This window comes from Kaistia sp. MMO-174 (genome assembly GCF_037147815.1).
Classification (GTDB): domain Bacteria; phylum Pseudomonadota; class Alphaproteobacteria; order Rhizobiales; family Kaistiaceae; genus Kaistia; species Kaistia nematophila.
The window spans coordinates 390,524-409,011 of the sequence record NZ_JBBCUO010000007.1 but is presented as its reverse complement, the minus strand read 5'-3'; the positions used below and the strand labels follow the sequence as shown (position 1 = coordinate 409,011).

The window sequence follows — 18,488 nt, the reverse complement described above, 5'->3', positions numbered from 1 at the left end:
GTTCTTGTCAGATCAGAGTCTTGGTGGCCGGGTCGAACAGGCAGGCATGCGACATGTCGATGCCGAGCGTGATCGTCTCGCCCATGCGCGGCGCCTCGTCGGGGTCGAACCGGCCGACCACCTCCAGTTCGCCGAAGCGCATGAAGCCGATCGTCTCGGCGCCGGTCGGCTCGACCATCTCGACGGGGGCATCGACCTTGGCGACCGACGGCTTGGAAGACTTCAGCTCCGGCGAATAGCGGAAGATGTGTTCGGGGCGGACGCCGAGGATGACGTTGCGGCCGGCGATCCGTCCGGCGACGCCCTCCTGCAGCGCCAGCGTCGCGGTGCCGCCGCCCGCCGCCCTGAAGGCGACGGCCGGCCTGCCGTCCGCGTCGGTGGTGATCTCGGCCGGGATGAAGTTCATGGCGGGCGAGCCCATGAAGCCGGCGACGAACATGTTGGCCGGCCGGTCATAGACCGCCTGCGGCTCGTCGAACTGCTGCACCTGGCCCTGGTGCATGACGGCGATGCGCGAGGCGAGCGTCATCGCCTCGACCTGGTCGTGCGTGACATAGATCGTCGTCTTGCCGACGCGGTGGTGCAGCTTCTTGATCTCGGTGCGCATGTCGACGCGCAGCTTGGCGTCGAGGTTGGAGAGCGGCTCGTCGAACAGGAAAAGCTTCGGGTCGCGGACCAGGGCGCGGCCCATGGCGACGCGCTGGCGCTGGCCGCCGGAAAGCTGGCCCGGCTTGCGGTTCAGGAGCGGCTCGATCTGCAGCAGCGCCGCGACCCGCTTCACCGCCTCGTCGCGCTGCGGCTTCGGCACGCCGCGGCTCTCCATGCCGAAGGTGATGTTCTCCCGCACGGTCATGGTCGGATAGAGCGCGTAGGACTGGAACACCATGGCGATGTCGCGGTCCTTCGGCGCCACCGAATTGACCAGCCGCTCGCCGATGCGGATCTCGCCGCTCGAGACGGTCTCCAGCCCGGCGATCATGGCGAGCAGGGTCGACTTGCCGCATCCGGACGGGCCGACCAGCGCGATGAACTCGCCCGCCTTGGCCTCGATGTTGATGCCCTTCAGGACTTCCACGGCCCCGAAGTTCTTGCGCAGGTTGCGGATGGTCAGGGACGACATGCTGGCCTCACTTGATTGCGCCTTGGGTCAGGCCACGGACGAAATATTTGCCGCCGAAGAAGTAGACGAGCAGCGGCGGCAGGGCGCCGATCAGAACGGCGGCGCTCATCACGTCATAGGCGCGGACATTGGTGCCGCTCGCCGTCAGCGCGACGAGGGCGGCGGTGATCGGCTGTTCGCGGCCGGAGGTGAAGACGACGCCGAAGAGATATTCGTTCCAGATGCCGGTGAACTGCCAGATCACGGTGACGATCAGGATCGGCGGCGACAGCGGCAGGATGATCTTGCGGAAGATCCGCCAGAAGCCGGCGCCGTCGATGCGCGCCGCCTTGATCAGGTCGTCCGGGATCGAGACGTAGTAGTTGCGGCAGAACAGGGTGGTGAACGAGATGCCCTGGATGACGTGGACCAGGATCAGCCCGTAGGTCGAGTTGGTCAGGCCGAGCTTGCCGAGGATGAAGGCCCAGGGCATCAGCGCGATCTGGCCGGGCATGAACACGCCGAGCAGCATCAGCGTGAACAAAGTCTCCGAACCGCGAAAACGCCATTTCGACAGCACGTAGCCGTTGAGCGCGCCGAGCGCCGTCGACAGGATCGTCGCCGGCACCGCCATCCAGAGCGAGTTCAGGAAGTTGCGCCGCATGCCCTCGCAGGTGCCGCCGATGCAATAGGTGCTCCAGGCGTCGGCCCAGGCGGTCAGCTGGAAGCTGCGCGGGAAGGCGATCAGGCCGTTCTGCGCGATCTCGGGCTGCTCGCGGAACGAGTTGAAGACGAGGATGACCAGCGGCGCCAGGTAGATCAGGGCGAAGAAGGTCAGGAGCGCGTAGATGATGGTGCGGCTGACGAAGTGCCGGCGGCCGGCGATCGCCGCCTCGCGGTCATGCACCGCGGCGATGGTGGCGTCAGTCATGGCGGCTCTCCTTGCGGCGGCGCCAGACGACGTAGAGCGAGTAGGGCACCAGCACCACCGCCAGCGCCGCCAGCATCATCATCGCCGCCGCCGCGCCTTCGCCGATCTGGCCGCGCTGGAACATCAGGTCGTAGACATAGATGGCCGGGAAGGTGGTCGAGATGCCGGGGCCGCCGCGCGTCAGCGCCGCGACGAGATCGAAGGTCTTGATGGCGAACTGGATCTGGATCACCGCCACCGCCAGGAAGATCGGCGCGATCACCGGCAGGATCACCTTGCGATAGGTGCGGAAGGTCGAGGCGCCGTCGATCTGCGCCGCCTTGACGAGGTCGGGATCGACCGATCGGAGGCCGGCGAGGAAGAGCGCCATGGCGAAGCCGGAGCTCTGCCAGATGCCGGTGATGATGATGGCGTAGATCGCTGTGTTGCGGTCGGAGGCGAGGGCGAAGTTGAAATCGGTCCAGCCGAGGCTGCGGACCAGCATCTGGATGCCGTCGACGGGATTGTAGAGCCAGCTCCACACCGTGCCGGTGACGATGAACGAGACGGCGAGCGGATAGAGGAAGATCGTCCGCCACATCGCCTCGCCGCGCACGCGCTGGTCGATCAGGATGGCGAGCAGCAGGCCGATGGCCATGGCGCCGACGATGTAGAAGGCGGAGAACAGGAACAGGTTGCTGTAGGCGATGTTCCAGCGCCGGTTGCTCCACAGCGCGGCATAGTTGTTGAGGCCGACGAAATCGTAGCTCGGCAGCAAGGACGAGTTGGACAGCGAGATGTACAGCGTCCAGAGCGTGAAGACGAAGATGTAGACGAAGGACGCCGCGAGAGACGGCACGAGTACAAGTACGGGCGAAGCCTTGGTCAGGCGCTCGCGCCATGTCGGCCCGACCTGGCCGCCATCCACTTCTGCTGTCGACATTGCTGACCCTGCCAATCGGAACGAAGGGGCCGGGCGCGCCGCCATGGCGCCGCGCCCGGAGACGGGTTCGTTACAGCTGGGCCTCGACAGCGTCCGCGATGGCAGTCGCGGCCTGTTCCGGCGTCATGGCGGGGGTGTTCACGAACTCGGTGACCTGGTCCATGATCGCGCCGCGCAGCTTCTGCGGGATGGTCATGTTGTGGGCCATCGAGCGCACCAGGGTGCCGGCTTCGATCGACGCCTGCAGGTCCTTCAGCGACAGCTGCTGGCAGGGGTTGAAGCCGTTCGACAGGTCGACGTCCATGCGGGCCGGGATCGAACCCTTGGCCTGGTTGAACGCGGTCTGGAACTCGGGCGACAGGATCGTCTTGGCGAGCAGCTGCTGGCCGGCGATGTAGTCGGGGTCGGTCTGCTTGAAGAAGACGACCGAGTCCGAGTTCAGGATGAAGCCGGGCTTGCCCCAGTCGGTCGGCGCCTGGCTGCAGGTATAGTCCGTGCCTTCCTTGAAGCCGGCCGCGGTCAGCAGGCCGATGGTCCAGTCGCCCATGATGTGGAAGGCGGCGTCGCCGCGGCCGACCATCGCCGACATGGTGTCCCAATCACGGCCGACCATGCCGGGATCCATGTATTTCGACGTCATCAGGCGGAGCTGGGTCAGCGCCTTGACCATGCCTTCGCTGCGCAGGGCGTCGACGTCGCCTTCGACGAAGGCTTTGCGATAGAGGTCGATATCTTGGCCGTAGACGACCACTTCGAACACGGTCGAATCGGTCCAGTCGGCGGTCGAATGGGCGATGCAGATCTTGCCGGCCGCGACCACCTTCTCGCAGGCGGCGTTGAACTCGGCCCAGGTCTTCGGCACCGCGTCGACGCCGGCTTCCTTCAGCACCTTCGGCGACGACCATAGCCAGTTGATGCGGTGGATGTTCATCGGCGCGGCGACCCAGTTGCCGGTCGGCTTCATCACCGCGATCAGTTCGGGGGCGACGACCTTTTCCCAGCCCTCGGCATTGGCGAGGTCATCGAGATTGGCGGTCATGCCGGTGGCGTTCCACTCGGCGATCTCCGGCCCCTTGAGCTGGACGGCCGGAGGCGCGTTGCCGGCGATCACGTCGGCGCGCAGCTTGGCGAGGGTGTTGGCCGTGTGGCCGGCGATCGAGGTCTGTTCCCACTTGCCGCCGGCGGCGGTGTACATTTCGCCGAGCTTGGCGACGGCGGCGGCATCGGAGCCGGTCGCCCATTGATGCAGCAGGTTCGTCTTGGGTTCGGCAAGAGCCGTACCGCTCAGGAGAGCGAAGGACAAAAGTCCAGCGCTCACCTTCCAAGTGAAGGTCATGGTTCCTCTCCCTAGGTGTCGCGCCCGATACTTACGACCGGTTTGCGCAGGTACTTGTTTTTGTGGCTTTCAGTCCGTCTCCCCGTGATCTGACGCCCTATTTGTTCTAGGTTGAACTTATTAGGCTGTCAACGCGCCGGCAAAATCCGAGAATGATTGAAGATAGACTAAAATCTCTTCTGGATGACCCTGCGGATGGCACGCCTTCGGCGCGGATCGTCCGCCTCCTGAGCGAGCGCGGCACGTTGAGCGCGACCGAGATCGCGCGGCTGACCGGCCTCGCCAAATCGACCGTGTCGATGACGCTCGCGGGGCTGCGCCGCTCCGACATCGTCATCGAGAGCGACCATGGCGAGACGGTCCGCGGTGCCGGTGTCGGGCGGCCGGCGACGGCGCTGACGCTCAATCCGAAGGTCGGCACCTGCGTCGGCGTGCTGTTCGGGCTGGAGGCGATCCAGCTGATCGTCGCCGACGTCTCGCACCGGGTGATCTCCGACCGCAAGATCCAGATCGAGCCGGACTATTCGCCGTCGGAGGCGGCGGCGGTGACGCGGCGGCTGGTCGACGAGGCCTATGAGGAGCACGGGCTCGCGCCGGAGGGGAGGCTCGGCGTCGGCGTCGCAGTCGCCGGCCCGATCAATCCGATCGACGGCAAGGTGCTGCGCGCGAGCGGCGTGCCGACCTGGGCCGGCACCGACATACGCGCCGCCTTCGGCCCCGTCCTGAAGAGCCCGATCTTCGCCGACAACGAGAGCAATTGCGCCGCGATCGCCGAGATGATGTGGGGCGCGGCGATCGGCGCCGAGGACTTCGTCTTCTTCAAGATCGATCTCGGCGTCGGCGGCGCCATCGTCAATCGCGGCCGCGTCATCACGGGAATTGCGGGCGGCGCCGGCGAATTTGGCCACATGATCATCGATCCCTCGGGTCCGCTCTGCCGGTGCGGCAATCGCGGTTGTCTGGAGCTCTATGCCAGCGCCCGCGATGCCGTGACTTTGGCCGAGCGGCGGCTGGGGAGGCCGGTCGGTATCGACGGGCTGGTGGCGCTGGCGCGGGAAGGCGACGAGGACAGCCGGCGCAAGATCGTCGCGATGGGGGAGGCGGCGGGCAAGGGGCTTGCGATCATCGGCACCGCGCTCAATCCCGGGCTGGTCGTGCTCGGCGGTCAGTTGTCGCGCGCGGGCGAGATGCTGCTCGGGCCGTTGTCGGAGAGCTATGAGCGCCACACGCTGGTGAAGCGGGCCGGCGTCGCGCCGGAAGCGCGGACACGCTTCGTCACCGGCGTCTTCACCGACAACGATGCCTGCCTCGGCGCCGTCGGCCTTGTGCTGCGTCATCACGGCCGACTGGGCTGAAACCGGAAAAGCCGGGTGGAATCCGGCGCGCTTCGTGCGAAAACGGATCATGCCGATGGATCGTACCCCCACCACGCCGCTTAGAACCCGCCTCGCGCCTGCCGCCGAACGGGCGGGCCACCAGCCGGCCGGGCAGAATCTGGTGCACGCCGCCGACCACAATCTGCGCGTGACGCTGGAGGCGCTGCGCCGGAACGGGCCGATGAGCCGGCTCGAGCTCGCCAGCCTGACGGGGCTGACCGTTCCCGGCATCACCAACATCGTTCGCCGGCTCGTCGCCGACGGCCTGGTCCGCGAGGATCCCGAGGAAGGCGCGCGCGCCAATCGCTTCGGTCTGGTCGCCGAGGGGGCGGTGGCGCTCGGCATCGATGTCGCTGAAGAGATCGCGCGCCTCGTCGTGATCGATCTCGCCGGCCATGTCGTGCTGCGTGACGAGCGGCCGGTGGCGGAGGGCGACTCTGCCGAGACGGCTCGGGTGATCGTCGAGCTCGCATCGGCCGCGCTGGAGCGCCTTGCCGAGCGGACGACCGCGCGGGTGATGGGCGTCGGGCTGACGGCGCTTGATTGTGCCGAGGCGGTGCGGACGGCGCTGGCGCCGCTGCCCGTCATCGTCGAGGCGGACACGATCGCGGCGGCGCTCGGCGAGCGCCAGTTCGGCGCGGCGGCGGCGTCCGACAGCTTCGTCTACGTCCTGCTCGGCCGTTCGGCGCGGGCCGGCATGATCATCGGCGGCTCGGTCTTCAATGGCGTCGACCAGAAGGCCGGGCGGGTCGGCGCGATGCGAACCGGCGAGGACGGACGGGTGCTCGACGAGGCGGCCTCGACGGCGGCTTTGCGCGGGCTGGAGGGGGAGGGCCCCGACCACCCCGCAGTCGCGCGCTGGATCGAGGACGCGAGCGACCATTTGATGGATTCGATCATCGCGATCTCGGCTTTCATCGCGCCGCGCGTCATCTTCATCGGCGGGCGGTTGCCGCCGGCCTGGATCGACGCGCTGGTGCGCCGGCTCGGCGCGCGACGGCAGGAACGGATGATCGAGCCGACCCAGCCCTACTGGCTGCCGGAACTGGCGCGCGGCTCGCTGGACGAGATGGCGGTGCTGACCGGCATCGCCGCCATGCCGTTCCTGGAATTCCTGCTGCCGGATCCGCGCCGGCCGTTCCGGCCCTAGGGGCGTTCGGGCTCGGCCGGGACGATGCTGCGCAGATAGGGGCGGTCGGGCCTCGTATCGTCGCTGCGCAGCGGCGAGCGGGTCAATTGCGCGGGATCGGCGGATTCGAGCCGCAGCGCATGTGACAGCGGCATGGTCGCGGCGCCGAGCGCCGCCGCATCCTCCGATCCGGCGGCGCGGTGGATGCGCGGTGTCGGCCGGAGGTCGCGCGACAGCGCCTCGCGGACATAGCCGAGCAGCTCGTCGATGATCGTCACCGGAATGCGGCCGCCGATCAGCACGGCGTCGGGATTGATCAGGAGGCCGATGTCGATCGCGGCTTCGGCGATGTGTCCGGCCGCCATCCTGAGCCAGGCGGTCAGGAGGCGCTTGCCGCGCGCGTCCAGCGTCAGCAGGTCCTGCGGCCGCTCGACGGCGATGCCGTGGCTGGCGAGGTAATCATAGAGGATGAACAGCGACACCACCTGGCCAAGCGGCTGCACGCGCTGGCCGGCCGGCGCGTCCGGCAGCGCCACGGGCAGCCAGCCGATCTCGCCGCTGATGCCGGTGGTGCCGTGATAGCAGGCGCCATCGAGCACGAGGCCGCCGCCGAGGCCGGAGCCGAAGAAGATGTAGAAGAAGCTGCGGATCTCGACGCCGAGGCCATAGGTCAGCTCGCCGATCGCCGCCGCCGTGGCGTCGTTGTCGATCAGGATCGGATGATCTGTGATGCGGGCGAAGCGATCGCGCACGTCGACGCTGCGCCAGCTCCGGTAGGCCTCCGGCATGCCGATGAAGGGGATTTCGCCGAGCCAGTCGGGGAAGGCGACGCCGATGCCGGCAAGCCGCGTTTCATCGATGGCGTGGCGGCGGCGAAACGTCTTCAGCGCCTCCTTCATCTCGGCGAAGAACTCGTCCGGCAGCATGTAGCGGGTTTCGCGATGGATGCGGTCGCGCACCGTGCCGACGGCGTCGACGGCGACGATCGTCAGGTGGTCGCGGCCGAGGCCGACGCCGACGGCGAAGCAGCCTTCCGGGTTGATCTCGAGCTCGATCGCCGGCTGGCCGCGCATGCCGTAGCGCCGCCGCGCCTCGACCACCAGGCCGTCGTCGATCAGCTTCTCGGTGATGCGGGCGACCGCCTGCTTGGAGAGGCCGGTGCGGGCGGCGAGCTCGGTGCGCGAGATCGGCGCCTGCCAGCGGATGGTCCGCAAGATGACGGCCTGGTTATGGCTTGCCGCCAGGCCGGAGTTGGAGCCGGCGAGATCGCCCGGAGTCTTCAGGGATTTCATCAGGATGTCGGAGCCGCCGGGGGAGATCATGGTTGATCGTCCGCCGGCGGATAGAGAGCAAGGGAGGCTTGCTTGTCAAGGATGGCCGTGGCCTACCTCTGCTTGAGAAGCCAGCTGCGGACCTCGAACGGCTTCAGGTCCGGTCCGGCGGCGCGATCGACGGCCTCTTCGAGGATGTTGACCGGGCCGGAGAGCAGCCAGCCGTCCTTCGGCACGATCTCGAAGCGGCCGCGACCGCCGGCCGGCTCGTAGACGCGCAGCACCAGCGCGTTGCCGTCTTCGCTCGCCTTGAGGCCGCCGAGGCCGGCGGCGATGCCGGAGACGGCGATCGGCGCCTGCGTGCCGGTCGCGACGTTCGACGCGCGGGTCGCCAGCAGCGGCTGGTTCAGGTCGAGCGCTTCCTCGCGCACGCCGCCCTCGTTCCAGGATCCGGCATGCGGCATCAGCGAATAGACGAAGCTCTGCTCGCCTTCGTCCGCCAGCGGATCGGGGTAGATCGGCGCGCGCAGCAGGCTGAGGCCGAGCAGGTTGCCCTTGATGCTGTGGCCATACTTGCCGTTGTTGAGCAGCGCCACGCCGAACCCCGGCTCCGACAGGTCCGCGAAGCGATGCGCCGGCACCTCGAAGCGGGCCTCGTCCCACGACGTGTTGTTGTGGGTGGAGCGGCGGACGACGCCGAAGGCGCATTCGAAGGTGGCGAAGTCGGAACGCACGTCGACCGGGGTCTGGGTGCGCAGCAGGACGCGGCGGTCGTGCCAGTCGAGATCGGTCTTGATGTCGAGGCGCGGCGCGTTGGCCCAGAGCTGCAGCGTCTGGGTGATCGTCGAGTCGCGGAACTTCCGCACAATCCGGATCGCGGCGCGGTGCGGCGTGTCCTCGACCACCTCGAAGCTCTCGAAGGAGGTCAGTTCCAGGCCGTGGGCGGCGTAATCGTCCTCGAGGTCCCAGGCATCCCAGTTGCGGGGCTTGTCCATCGGATAGACCCAGAGCTGGTTGCCGCGTCCCGCCAGCGCCTCGCGCCCGTTGCGCTTGTCATAGAGGCTGGCGAGCGTGCCGTCCGGGTTGAGCGTGACGCGGATCAGGCTGTTTTCCAGCTTCTGCTTCGAGACGCTGAGGCCGGCGGTCGGCGCCAGGTTCTCGTCGCCGATGACGCTGATGCCCAGCGCCGGCACGGTCGCGTCGAGCGCGATCGGCTTGCCGTCGACCTCGACGCGGACCGGGCGGCCATGCAGGTCGGGATTGACGACGACGAGCGCGTTCCGGGCGTCGCCCTTCGGCAGCCGGCCGACCAGCGCGGCGAGGCCATCCTTCTGAGCGGCAAGGCCGGTCGCGAGCGCCTCGCCGAGTTCGCGCTCGGCATCCTCGTAGATCTCGCGGATGCCGGAGCCGGGCAGGATGTCGTGGAACTCGTTCTTGAGCACCTTGCGCCAGGCGTTTTCCAGGCTTTCCGGCCGGGCGCCGCCCAGCAGGTTGGCGAGCGAGGCCACCGTCTCGGCGGTGATCAGCGCGCGCTCTGCATGGCGGTGCAGGCGCTTGGTGTGGCTCTGCGTCGTCAGCGTGGCGCGGTGCAGCTCGAGGTAGATCTCGCCCTGCCAGACCGGCACTTCGGAAGCGGGGACCGCGTGCATGCGGGCGAACACGTCCTCGACGCGGACCGGCTTCAGCGAGGGCACGGCCGGGAAGTCGGCGAGCTGGGCCTGCCGCTCCAGCATCTCCGGCGTCACGCCGCCGCCGCCATCGCCATAGCCGACCGCGAGCAGGCTCTCGTCATGGATGGCCTTGCCGCGGAAATTGCCCCAGGTGCCGAGGATCGCCTCCGGCTCGGTCGAGCCGTTATAGCCGCGCACCGGGTTGTCGAAGGTGTGGGCGAGCACGCGGCTGCCGTCGAGGCCTTCCCATTGGAACAGGTCATGCGGGAATTTGTTGGTCTCCGACCAGTTCACCTTGATGGTGAAGAAGGAGTCCATGCCGCCCTGCTGCAGCAGCTGCGGCAGCGCCGGCGAGAAGCCGAAGCAGTCCGGCAGCCAGCAGACGCGGTGGCGGACGCCGAACTTCTCCTCGAAATAGCGCTGGCCGTAGAGGATCTGGCGCACGAAGCTCTCACCGGTCGGCATGTTGGTGTCGGGCTCGACCCACATGCCGCCGATGGTTTCCCACTGGCCGCTCTTCACCGCGGCCTGGATCTCCTTGAAGAGGGCGGGGTCGTCTTCCTCGATCTGCGCGTAATAGGCGGCGGTCGACTGGTTGAAGACGAAGTCGGGGAAGCGCTCCATCAGGCGCAGCGCCGTGTTGAAGGTGCGGCGCGCCTTGCGGCGGGTCTCGTCATAGGGCCAGAGCCAGGCGAGATCGATATGGGCATGGCCGGTGATGCCGAGATTGCCCTGCTGCGGATAGCGCGCCTTCAGGCCCTTCAGCCTGTCGCGCAGGTCGTTCAGCGCGCGCTGGACGCTGGCGCGGTGATCCTGGCGCAGGCCTTCCGGATTGGCCTTGAGCGGCGGCAGCTGCCAGATCTTCTGCTGGCCGTGCTGCGGCGCCGTGCGGGCGACATAGTCCTGCGTCGCCGACGGCCAGTCGAGCGCCGCGAAGGTCTGCTCGGCGGCGGTGATCAGGTGCGGCACCACCTCATGGTCGCCGAGGGAGTGCGAGGCCTCCGACACCTGGCGCAGCAGCAAGGCGAGCTCGTGCACCGGCTGGTCGATCCAGGCGAGATGCGCCCGCGTCAGGCGCGGCTCGCGCACCGGCTCGCCGAAGGGCAGGCGGGCGACGGCGTCGACATGGATCCTGAAGCGGCGGCCGGGGACGGGGAATTCCTGGTGGAACGGGTCGAGGCCGAAGCGCTTTTCGGCGCCGTCACCCTCGGGCGTCAGCGTGATCAGGCTCTCGCCGCCGACATCGATCAGCAGGCGCGTATCCTCGAGCGACCAGTGGTCGGGTATCGCGGCGGCGGCGTCGAAGGTGACGGTGCCGTCCTTCTTGGGCCAGAAGCCGCCCATCGCGATCGGCGCGCCGTTGAACTGCCAGCCATCGACCGCCACAGTCTCGCGCTCGCGCCAGAACCCCAGTTCCTCGACGCGCACGTCGATGCGGGCGAGCCGCTGCTGGAGGGTCAGGGACATGGGGAATTCTCCGTCTCAGATAGGGATATGGGGGAAATCGGTCGGATCGGGGTCAGCCTTTGACGGCGCCGGCGGTGAGCGCGCCGACGATCATGCGCTGCAGAAGGAGGAAGGCGACGATCGCCGGCACGACGGCGACGAGACACGCGGCGGCGAGCACCTGGGTGGTCGAGGCGTTGGAGGTGCCGGAGAAGTTGAAGATCGCGACCGAGATCGGCAGCTGCGCGTCCTTGTTCAGAAGCAGGAACGGGATCAGGAACTGCGACCAGTTCAGGATCACGATCAGGATGAAGGCGGAGGCGAGGCCGGGGGCGGCGAGCGGCAGCGTGATGCGCCAGAAGGTGCCGAAGCGGCTGCAGCCATCTATTGCCGCGGCTTCCTCGAGCGATTTCGGGATGTTGTCGATCGCGCTCTTCACCAGCCAGGTGCACATCGGCACGCTGACGGCGATGTAGACCATGGTGACGCCGAAGTGGCTGTTGATGAGGCCGAGCGCGCTCATGTAGCGGTAGAGCGGCACGAGGATCACCAGCGGCGAGATCATCTGGAAGGCGAGGATGACCATCATCAGCGCCGACTTGCCGGAAAACCAGAAGCGCGAGAACGCATAGGCCGCCGGCGCCGCAACCAGCAGGCAGCCGAGCCCGCCCAGCGCCGACAGCTTCAGCCCGTTCCAGAGATAGAGCAGGAAGGTCGGGTCGGAGAGGATCTGGGCGAAATTGTCGAGCGTCGGCCGCTTCGGGATGAAGCGGCTGGCGCCGAGGAAGACTTCCTGCCGCGTCCGGAGCGACAGCGACAGCAGCCAGGCGAGCGGCGTCAGGAAGAAGGCGGCGATCAGGATCGCCGACAGATAGGTCAGGGCGTCGCCCCATTTCTCGCGAGCTTCGGCGGTCATTCGGAGGCCTCCCGGCGTGGCAGGAACGACGCGTAGACGAGCGCCAGGACAAGGCTGATCACCAGCATCAGCACGGACAGCACGCTGCCGCCGGCGAGGTCGTAGTTGCGGAACACCGTGTTGAAGGTGAACAGCGACAGCACCTCGGTGGCGCGGCCGGGGCCGCCGCCGGTAAGCGAGATGATCGCGTCGAAGGTGTTGAGGGTCTGGATCGTCACGAGGATCGAATTGACCAGGATGGCGGCGCGCAGCTGCGGCAGCGTGATGAAGCGCAGCTTCTGGCTGCTGCTGGCGCCGTCGACGCTGGCGGCCTCGTAGAGCGTCGGATCGATCGCCTTCAGCGCCGCGTAGAACACGATCATCGAGAAGGCGGTGCCGCGCCAGACATTCGAGATGACGGCCGACAGCATGGCGATGTTCGGATCCGAGAGCCAGGCGACCGGCGAGATGTGCATCATCCGCAGCACGCTGTTGATGGCGCCGAACGGCGCCTCGCTGAACAGCATCTGCCAGATCAGGCCGTTGGCGATGCCGGGGATGACCCAGGCGATCAGCACGATGGTCCGGAGCGCCACCATGCCCCTGAGCTTGCGGCGCTCGCCGCGCATGACGATGAGCGCGATGGCGAGGCCGAGCACCTGCTGGCCGATGACGCTGGCGAAGGTGAAGACGAAGGTGGTCTTGAGAATGTCGAAGAGCGACGGGTTCCCGAGCATCGCGGCGAGCGTCGTCAGCGTGTAGCGCTCGTCGCCGCCGACGAGGCTGGCATTGGTGAGCGCCAGGCGGAACACGTCGAGGATCGGGTAGAGGTAGAAGACGCCCAGCATCACCGCGACGGGCACGAGCCAGGTGAAGGGGTTGGCTTCGAGGCGGCGCCAGAGGCCGGGGCCGGCCATGGGGCGTTGCGCGGCGCCCAAGGCGCCCGCCGTTGTCGTCGGCATGTGGTTGCTCCCTGAACTCCCCCGAGAACGCGGGGGGAAAGGGCCCTGCCCTGAGGGAGGGGCAGGGCCCGTTGCCAAGTACCGGTCAGAGGCGGGCGTAGGCGGCCTGGACTGCGGTATTGGCGGCGTCGAGAGCCGCTTCCGGCGTCTTGGTGCCGGAGAGGACGTCACCCATCATGATCTGGATCTGGTTCGAGATCTCCGGGTAGATCGGCACGCCCGGACGGGCCTGTCCGTTGACGAGCGCCTTGGCGAAGGTCTCGTTCGCCTCGGTCTTGAAGACGTCGTACTTGCCGTAAAGGGCGGCGGCGGTCGGCAGCTGCTGCTGCAGCGCGTTGCCGGGGCCCGCATAGATCTCCTTGATCACGGCCGCGCACATGGCGACCTTTTCCGGATCGTTGGAGAAGGCGCCGAAGGTCCAGCCGCCGGTGCCGGTCGAGCGCTGGTCGGCGGTCGGGCCGGGGATCTCCGAGAAGGTCCACTTGGCGAACTCTTCCGGCTCCAGCGTGTTCTTGAGCTGACCGTACTGCCAGTTGCCGCCGATGAAGAGCGCCGCCGTGCCGGCCGCAGCCGCCGCGTTGAACTCGTCATAGTTGACGATGGTGGCGACACGCTTCGGCGCCGCGCCGGAATCGACCAGGTCCTTGAAGTAGTTGACGGCCTTCAGGAACTTCTCGCGGTTCTCGCCCTCGGCGAAGATCGGCTTGCCCTTGTCGTCGACGAGCTTGCCGCCCTGGGCCCAGAAATTGGCGAGCCAGTCGAAGGTGGTGCCTTCCCAGCGGCCGCCATTGAACAGCACGCCTTCGCCGCCCTTTTCCTTCGAGGCGATGGCGGCGGCCTTGAGCTCGGCCCAGTCCTTCGGCGCGTCGGGAACGATCTCCTTGTTCCGGTAGAGCACGCGCAGGTCGGTGTTCCACCACCAGGCGTAGATCTTGCCGTCCGGGCCGGTGATGCCTTCGCGGATGAACGGGAACAGGTCGGCGACTTCTTCCTTGGTGAAGTATTCGTCGAGCGGCTTCAGCACGTTGGCGCCCTTGAACAGGGCGAGAACGAAGCTGTCGACGGCGGCGCAGTCGGGGCCGTTGCCGGACTTCGCCTGCTCGAGCATGCGGGCCTGTTCCTGGCCGATATTGTCGGACATGCGCTCGAGGTCGATGCGCCAGCCCGGGTGGCGCTGGATGAAGTCGCCGAACAGCTTCTGGTAGCCCTCGGCCCAGACCGGATCGGTGCTGGTCGGGCCGTCATTGGTCAGGCGCAGCGTGAAGGACTTGGGCGCATCGGCGGGGCCGACGCGGTCCTTGGTGACGAGATTGTCGGCATGGGCAGAGACGGCGACGAACGCGGCGGCGGATGCCAGCAACGCGGTGCAAAGGCGCAGGCGCATCTTGAAATCTCCCGTGGGTGTTTCCTCGAACGGACGGCTGTTCGCGCCGTCTCTTTTCTCTCGGTCCGCTTCTCATGCGGGCGGCCAAGACGAATTAAATCACATCGATTTTATGCCGACAAGAGGGCTCGCGATGCGCGGCTACGCCTTCGGGGCAGGGTGGGATGAGCGTGCATAACTGCCGGTGAGTTATGGTCAAGCTGCTGTGTTGATTCGTGTTTTCAGATCGAGCGCACGCGCGTGCGCCATCGGCGACCGCATCGGGCGATAGCGCGCCAGCGTGCATCGGGAAGAATATTTCCCGGTGGTCGGGCTCAGCCCGCCGTGACGCGATGCTCGCGGAACGCGGCGGCGAGCGTGCGCAGCGCCCCGCGCGACTTGGCGTCGGTCAGCGTCGAATGCAGTACGATTTCGGAAGGTGGCAGATCCGGCAGGCCGAAACGCTGGCCGATCTCGACGGTCCCGGCCGGCGCCAGCCGGCAGGAGAACGCGCCGATGGCGAGCCCGGCCGAAACCGCAGCCGTCACCATCGATGAACTGCCGCCGAGAAACACCTCGGTCCAAGGAATACTCCGGGCGTCGAGGGCGCGGGTGGCGATGTCGCGCACGCCGCAGGAGGGGGCCAGCGCCGCGAGCCGCACCGGCTCGCCCTGCCGGTGTTCGAACTGCGGCACGGCGAACCAGCCGAAATGCTCCGGCCCGAGCACCTCGCCGTCGCGGCGGTCGTCCTCGCGGCGGATGATGGCGGCGTCGAGCTCGCCGCGGTCGAAGGCGTCGAGCAGGGTGCGCGAATTGTCGAGCCTGACCTCGATGGTCAGGCCGGGATCATGCGCGTTGAGCCGCGCCAGCAGCGTCGGCACTTCCGGGCCGGCGACATGCGCGGCGATGCCGAGCGTGAAGCGGCGGCGGCAATCGGTGAGGCCGGCGACGGCGCGCTCATGCGCGGCCAGGAAGTCACGGGCGCCGTCGAGAAACAGCGCGCCCTGGGCGGAAAGGCGCACCGAGCGCGGCGTCCGCTCGATCAGGCGCTGGCCGATCCGGTCCTCGAGCCGCTTCAGCTTGACGCTGATCGCCCCCTGCGTCGTCCCCAGCGCCTCCGCTGCGCGGGTAAAACTCTGGAAGTCGGCGATGGCGACGAAGGCCTGAACCGACTCGACATCGAGGATGGTCATGGCAGGCATCCGGCTTTGTTGTCTCTGAAATAGTTATCCATCCGGTTCTGTAATCGTCAAGCGCCCGCTAAGGTCCGGCCCGAATCCCCGCGTCGCGACCCGGCCCTCCCGCCGCAGCCGTTGCGCCCTGTCGAAAGCCGGAACCATGATCCAAGATCCGTCCCCGTCGCGGCGCAGCCTCGTCGCGCTCGCCGCCGTCTGCCTGTCCTCGCTGATGTTCGGGCTGGAGATCTCAAGCGTGCCGGCGATCCTGCCGACGCTGGAGCAGGTGATGCATGCCGATTTCATCGAGCTGCAGTGGATCATGAACGCCTACACCATCGCGGTGACGACGGTGCTGATGGCGACGGGCACGCTCGCCGACCGCTATGGCCGCAAGCGCATCTTCCTGATCGGCATCGCCGCCTTCAGCCTCGCCTCGCTGATCTGCGGCCTGACGACAAGCGTCTCGGTGCTGATCGTCGCCCGCTTCGTCCAGGGCTTGAGCGGCGGCGTCATGCTGATCTGCCAGGTGGCGGTGCTGTCGCACCAGTTTCGCGACGGCCGGGCGCGCGGCATGGCGTTCGGCTGGTGGGGCATCGTCTTCGGCATCGGCCTCGGCTTCGGGCCGATCGTCGGCGGCGCCATCGTCGCGGTCTGGAGCTGGGAATGGGTGTTCCTCGTCCATGTCGCGCTCGGCCTCGTCACGCTCGGGCTGGCGCTTGCCGGTGTCGAGGAATCGCGCGATCCCGAGGCGACGCATCTCGATCTCGCGGGCATCCTGACGCTGTCGGTCGCCGTGTTCGCGCTCGCCTTCTTCATCACGCAGGGCCCCGATCTCGGCTTTGCCAGCCCGTCGGCGCTGGCGATCCTCGCCGTGGCGATCGCGAGCTTCCTCGGCTTTCTCGTCGCCGAGAGGCGCAGCCCGCGGCCGATGTTCGATTTCTCGGTGTTCCGCATCCGCCCGTTCTCCGGCGCGGTGATCGGCTCGGCTGCGATGAATGTCAGCTTCTGGCCGTTCATGATCTACCTGCCGATCTGGTTCCAGGCCGGCCTCGGCTATGACAGCGTCGCCGCCGGCACGGCGCTGCTCGCCTACACGCTGCCGACCCTCGTCGTGCCGCCCTTGGCCGAACAGCTGTCGTTGCGCTATCGCGCCGGCCTCGTCATCCCCGCCGGCCTCTTCCTGATCGGCGCCGGCTTCCTGGCGATGAAGTGGGGTAGCGGCGCCGAGGCGGCGAGCTGGCTCACCATGCTGCCCGGCTGCGTGCTGGCCGGCATCGGCCTCGGCTTCACCAACACGCCCGTCACCAACACGACGACCGGATCGGTCGCCGCCAACCGGGCCGGCATGGCCTCGGGCATCGACATGAGCGCGCGGATGATCTCGCTCGCCATCAACATCGCGCTGATGGGCTTTTTGCTGGTCGAGGGCGTCCGCGCCTCGCTCAAGGCGGCGTTGCCGGCGGGCATTGATCCGGCGGCGCTTCGCCGGTTGGCGCAGGAGGTCGCGGCGGGAACGGCGATCCCGCCCGAAAGCGGCGTGTCCGCAGCGGTCGTGCATCAGGCGCTGACCGACGGCTTCGGCTGGATCCTGCTCTATGGCGGCATCGCCGTCTGGCTGCTGGCGCTCGCGAGCTATCTTGTCTTCGGGCGCGGCAGGGCGGACGAGGCGCCGTCCTGCGCGACGGGGCCGGCTAGGCCCTGAGGGGTTCGCGTGGAAAAGGCCCTCACCCCAGCCCTCTCCCGTACGCGGGAGAGGGGGCTCGCTTGCGCCTGCCCGTCATGCCGCGCAGCTGATGAAGATCGCAGCCCAAAAGCCCTCGCCCGCTTGCGGGAGAGGGTTGGGTGAGGGGCTTGCTTGCGTCGCCTCAGCTGGGATGGCGGCGAGGTGGCGAACCGGCCTTGTTTCGAACCCGCCTCAGTAGGGCGTCTCGCCGGCGTCGGCGTTGACGGCCTGGCCGCGCACGAGAATGGCGTCGTCGCCCAGCAGGAACGAGGTGACGCGCGCCACCTCGACCGGCTGCAGATGGCGCACCAGCTGCGCCGACAGCATCTTGTCGAAGATCGCCGGCGCCGGCTCGGCGGTGAATTCCGAATAGGCTTCCGAGACTTCCTTCAGCATCGGCGTCGCCACGCCGCCGGGGCAGACGCAGTTGACGTTGATGTCATAGGGCGCGAGCGCTTCCGACAGCATGCGGGTCATCGAGATGACGCCGGCCTTCGAGGCGCTGTAGGCGAGCGATTCGACATGGCCCTTCTTGCCCGCCTCCGAGGCGATCGAGACGATCGCGCCCTGGATGTCGTGCTCGATCATGTGGGCCGCGACGAGCCGCGAAATGTCATAGGCGCCGAACAGGTTGATCTCGAACTGCCTCTGCCAGTCTGAGCGCGAGATGGCGAGCGGGTCTGAATGCAGCACGATCGCTGCGCAGTTGACGAGGCCGTCGACGCGTCCGAGCAGGTCGATCGCCTTGGCGACGCCGTCCGCGACCGAGGCTTCGGAGGCGACGTCCATCGCGATGCCGAAGCAGCCGCCGGCCGCCCCGCCCAACGCCTCGACGGTTGTGTCGACATTGTCCTGGCGGAGGTCGGCGATGACGACGCGCGCTTCCTGCGCGATCAGCAGCTCGGCGATGGCGCGGCCGATGCCGCCCGAGCCGCCGGTGACGATGAAGCCCTTGCCGGCATGCACGGGGAACACCCGGCTCTTGCGCAGCGGAAGCGCCTTGTCGGGGCGGCGGGTCACGTATTTCGACATCGGCAATCCAATCGTCGGCAAGGGGCGGCCGCCCATGCACAGGGCTGGGACGGGGCAAGTCACTGGGACAGCTAGGCTATCACCTGCGCGGAGAATAGGCAGGATCCCGGGGTGGTCAATCGCAGTTGTGGCGTCTGGAACGAGTCGATATCTTC

At 67.7% G+C, this 18,488-nt stretch carries 14 protein-coding genes; 3 read left to right on the top strand and 11 right to left on the bottom strand.

What is annotated here, in order from left to right:
• Positions 1 to 7: 7 nt before the first annotated feature.
• From WFK98_RS25380 to WFK98_RS25365, 4 genes are all read right to left on the bottom strand, one after another.
• Positions 8 to 1,120: an ABC transporter ATP-binding protein gene (locus WFK98_RS25380; protein WP_336802253.1), complete on the bottom strand. Its 1,113-nt coding sequence runs from the start codon at positions 1,118 to 1,120 to the stop codon at positions 8 to 10.
• Between the two features lie 7 nt (positions 1,121 to 1,127).
• Positions 1,128 to 2,030, bottom strand: a complete 903-nt coding sequence (locus WFK98_RS25375) for a carbohydrate ABC transporter permease (RefSeq protein WP_266337021.1) — start codon at positions 2,028 to 2,030, stop codon at positions 1,128 to 1,130.
• A complete protein-coding gene (locus WFK98_RS25370; RefSeq protein WP_336802252.1) occupies positions 2,023 to 2,952 on the bottom strand; it encodes a carbohydrate ABC transporter permease in 930 nt (309 codons plus the stop codon). Before WFK98_RS25370 ends, WFK98_RS25375 begins: the two co-directional genes overlap by 8 nt.
• Before the next feature lie 70 nt (positions 2,953 to 3,022).
• A complete protein-coding gene (locus tag WFK98_RS25365) occupies positions 3,023 to 4,288 on the bottom strand; it encodes an ABC transporter substrate-binding protein (RefSeq protein ID WP_266337023.1) in 1,266 nt (421 codons plus the stop codon).
• Positions 4,289 to 4,440: 152 nt separating this feature from the next.
• Between WFK98_RS25365 and WFK98_RS25360 the strand changes: the two genes are divergently transcribed.
• Both WFK98_RS25360 and WFK98_RS25355 read left to right on the top strand, forming a co-directional pair.
• Positions 4,441 to 5,643, top strand: a complete 1,203-nt coding sequence (locus WFK98_RS25360) for an ROK family transcriptional regulator (RefSeq protein ID WP_336802251.1) — start codon at positions 4,441 to 4,443, stop codon at positions 5,641 to 5,643.
• Positions 5,644 to 5,698: 55 nt separating this feature from the next.
• Positions 5,699 to 6,814: an ROK family transcriptional regulator gene (locus tag WFK98_RS25355; RefSeq protein ID WP_266337025.1), complete on the top strand. Its 1,116-nt coding sequence runs from the start codon at positions 5,699 to 5,701 to the stop codon at positions 6,812 to 6,814.
• On the opposite strand, the gene WFK98_RS25350 is transcribed toward WFK98_RS25355, so the two are convergent.
• The 6 genes from WFK98_RS25350 to WFK98_RS25325 form a co-directional block, all read right to left on the bottom strand.
• Positions 6,811 to 8,115, bottom strand: a complete 1,305-nt coding sequence (locus tag WFK98_RS25350) for an ROK family transcriptional regulator (protein WP_336802250.1) — start codon at positions 8,113 to 8,115, stop codon at positions 6,811 to 6,813. The genes WFK98_RS25355 and WFK98_RS25350 overlap by 4 nt on opposite strands.
• Positions 8,116 to 8,177: 62 nt before the next feature.
• On the bottom strand, positions 8,178 to 11,201 hold the full coding sequence (locus tag WFK98_RS25345) for an alpha-mannosidase (RefSeq protein WP_336802249.1): 3,024 nt from the start codon (positions 11,199 to 11,201) through the stop codon (positions 8,178 to 8,180).
• Positions 11,202 to 11,253: 52 nt separating this feature from the next.
• Positions 11,254 to 12,096: a carbohydrate ABC transporter permease gene (locus WFK98_RS25340; protein ID WP_266337028.1), complete on the bottom strand. Its 843-nt coding sequence runs from the start codon at positions 12,094 to 12,096 to the stop codon at positions 11,254 to 11,256.
• A complete protein-coding gene (locus tag WFK98_RS25335) occupies positions 12,093 to 12,992 on the bottom strand; it encodes a carbohydrate ABC transporter permease (RefSeq protein ID WP_266337365.1) in 900 nt (299 codons plus the stop codon). Before WFK98_RS25335 ends, WFK98_RS25340 begins: the two co-directional genes overlap by 4 nt.
• A gap of 130 nt (positions 12,993 to 13,122) precedes the next feature.
• Positions 13,123 to 14,421, bottom strand: a complete 1,299-nt coding sequence (locus WFK98_RS25330; protein ID WP_336802248.1) for an ABC transporter substrate-binding protein — start codon at positions 14,419 to 14,421, stop codon at positions 13,123 to 13,125.
• A gap of 314 nt (positions 14,422 to 14,735) precedes the next feature.
• Entirely contained in the window at positions 14,736 to 15,593 is an 858-nt protein-coding gene (locus WFK98_RS25325; RefSeq protein ID WP_336802247.1) for a LysR family transcriptional regulator, read from the bottom strand.
• Positions 15,594 to 15,738: 145 nt separating this feature from the next.
• On the opposite strand from WFK98_RS25325, the gene WFK98_RS25320 reads away from it, so the two are divergent.
• Positions 15,739 to 17,280 carry an MFS transporter gene (locus WFK98_RS25320; RefSeq protein ID WP_336802246.1) on the top strand — a complete coding sequence of 514 codons (1,542 nt, stop codon included), beginning with the start codon at positions 15,739 to 15,741 and terminating at the stop codon, positions 17,278 to 17,280.
• A gap of 213 nt (positions 17,281 to 17,493) precedes the next feature.
• On the opposite strand, the gene WFK98_RS25315 is transcribed toward WFK98_RS25320, so the two are convergent.
• Positions 17,494 to 18,333, bottom strand: coding sequence for an SDR family NAD(P)-dependent oxidoreductase (locus tag WFK98_RS25315; RefSeq protein WP_336802245.1), 840 nt, complete (start codon positions 18,331 to 18,333; stop codon positions 17,494 to 17,496).
• Positions 18,334 to 18,488 lie beyond the last annotated feature (155 nt).

What these genes read in the sequence shown, in the direction of transcription:
- WFK98_RS25380 (WP_336802253.1), bottom strand. Translation starts at nt 1,120, where the DNA reads ATGTCGTCCCTGACCATCCGCAACCTGCGCAAGAACTTCGGGGCCGTG.
- WFK98_RS25375 (WP_266337021.1), bottom strand. Translation starts at nt 2,030, where the DNA reads ATGACTGACGCCACCATCGCCGCGGTGCATGACCGCGAGGCGGCGATC.
- WFK98_RS25370 (WP_336802252.1), bottom strand. Translation starts at nt 2,952, where the DNA reads ATGTCGACAGCAGAAGTGGATGGCGGCCAGGTCGGGCCGACATGGCGC.
- WFK98_RS25365 (WP_266337023.1), bottom strand. Translation starts at nt 4,288, where the DNA reads ATGACCTTCACTTGGAAGGTGAGCGCTGGACTTTTGTCCTTCGCTCTC.
- WFK98_RS25360 (WP_336802251.1), top strand. Translation starts at nt 4,441, where the DNA reads ATGATTGAAGATAGACTAAAATCTCTTCTGGATGACCCTGCGGATGGC.
- WFK98_RS25355 (WP_266337025.1), top strand. Translation starts at nt 5,699, where the DNA reads ATGGATCGTACCCCCACCACGCCGCTTAGAACCCGCCTCGCGCCTGCC.
- WFK98_RS25350 (WP_336802250.1), bottom strand. Translation starts at nt 8,115, where the DNA reads ATGATCTCCCCCGGCGGCTCCGACATCCTGATGAAATCCCTGAAGACT.
- WFK98_RS25345 (WP_336802249.1), bottom strand. Translation starts at nt 11,201, where the DNA reads ATGTCCCTGACCCTCCAGCAGCGGCTCGCCCGCATCGACGTGCGCGTC.
- WFK98_RS25340 (WP_266337028.1), bottom strand. Translation starts at nt 12,096, where the DNA reads ATGACCGCCGAAGCTCGCGAGAAATGGGGCGACGCCCTGACCTATCTG.
- WFK98_RS25335 (WP_266337365.1), bottom strand. Translation starts at nt 12,992, where the DNA reads ATGGCCGGCCCCGGCCTCTGGCGCCGCCTCGAAGCCAACCCCTTCACC.
- WFK98_RS25330 (WP_336802248.1), bottom strand. Translation starts at nt 14,421, where the DNA reads ATGCGCCTGCGCCTTTGCACCGCGTTGCTGGCATCCGCCGCCGCGTTC.
- WFK98_RS25325 (WP_336802247.1), bottom strand. Translation starts at nt 15,593, where the DNA reads ATGACCATCCTCGATGTCGAGTCGGTTCAGGCCTTCGTCGCCATCGCC.
- WFK98_RS25320 (WP_336802246.1), top strand. Translation starts at nt 15,739, where the DNA reads ATGATCCAAGATCCGTCCCCGTCGCGGCGCAGCCTCGTCGCGCTCGCC.
- WFK98_RS25315 (WP_336802245.1), bottom strand. Translation starts at nt 18,333, where the DNA reads ATGTCGAAATACGTGACCCGCCGCCCCGACAAGGCGCTTCCGCTGCGC.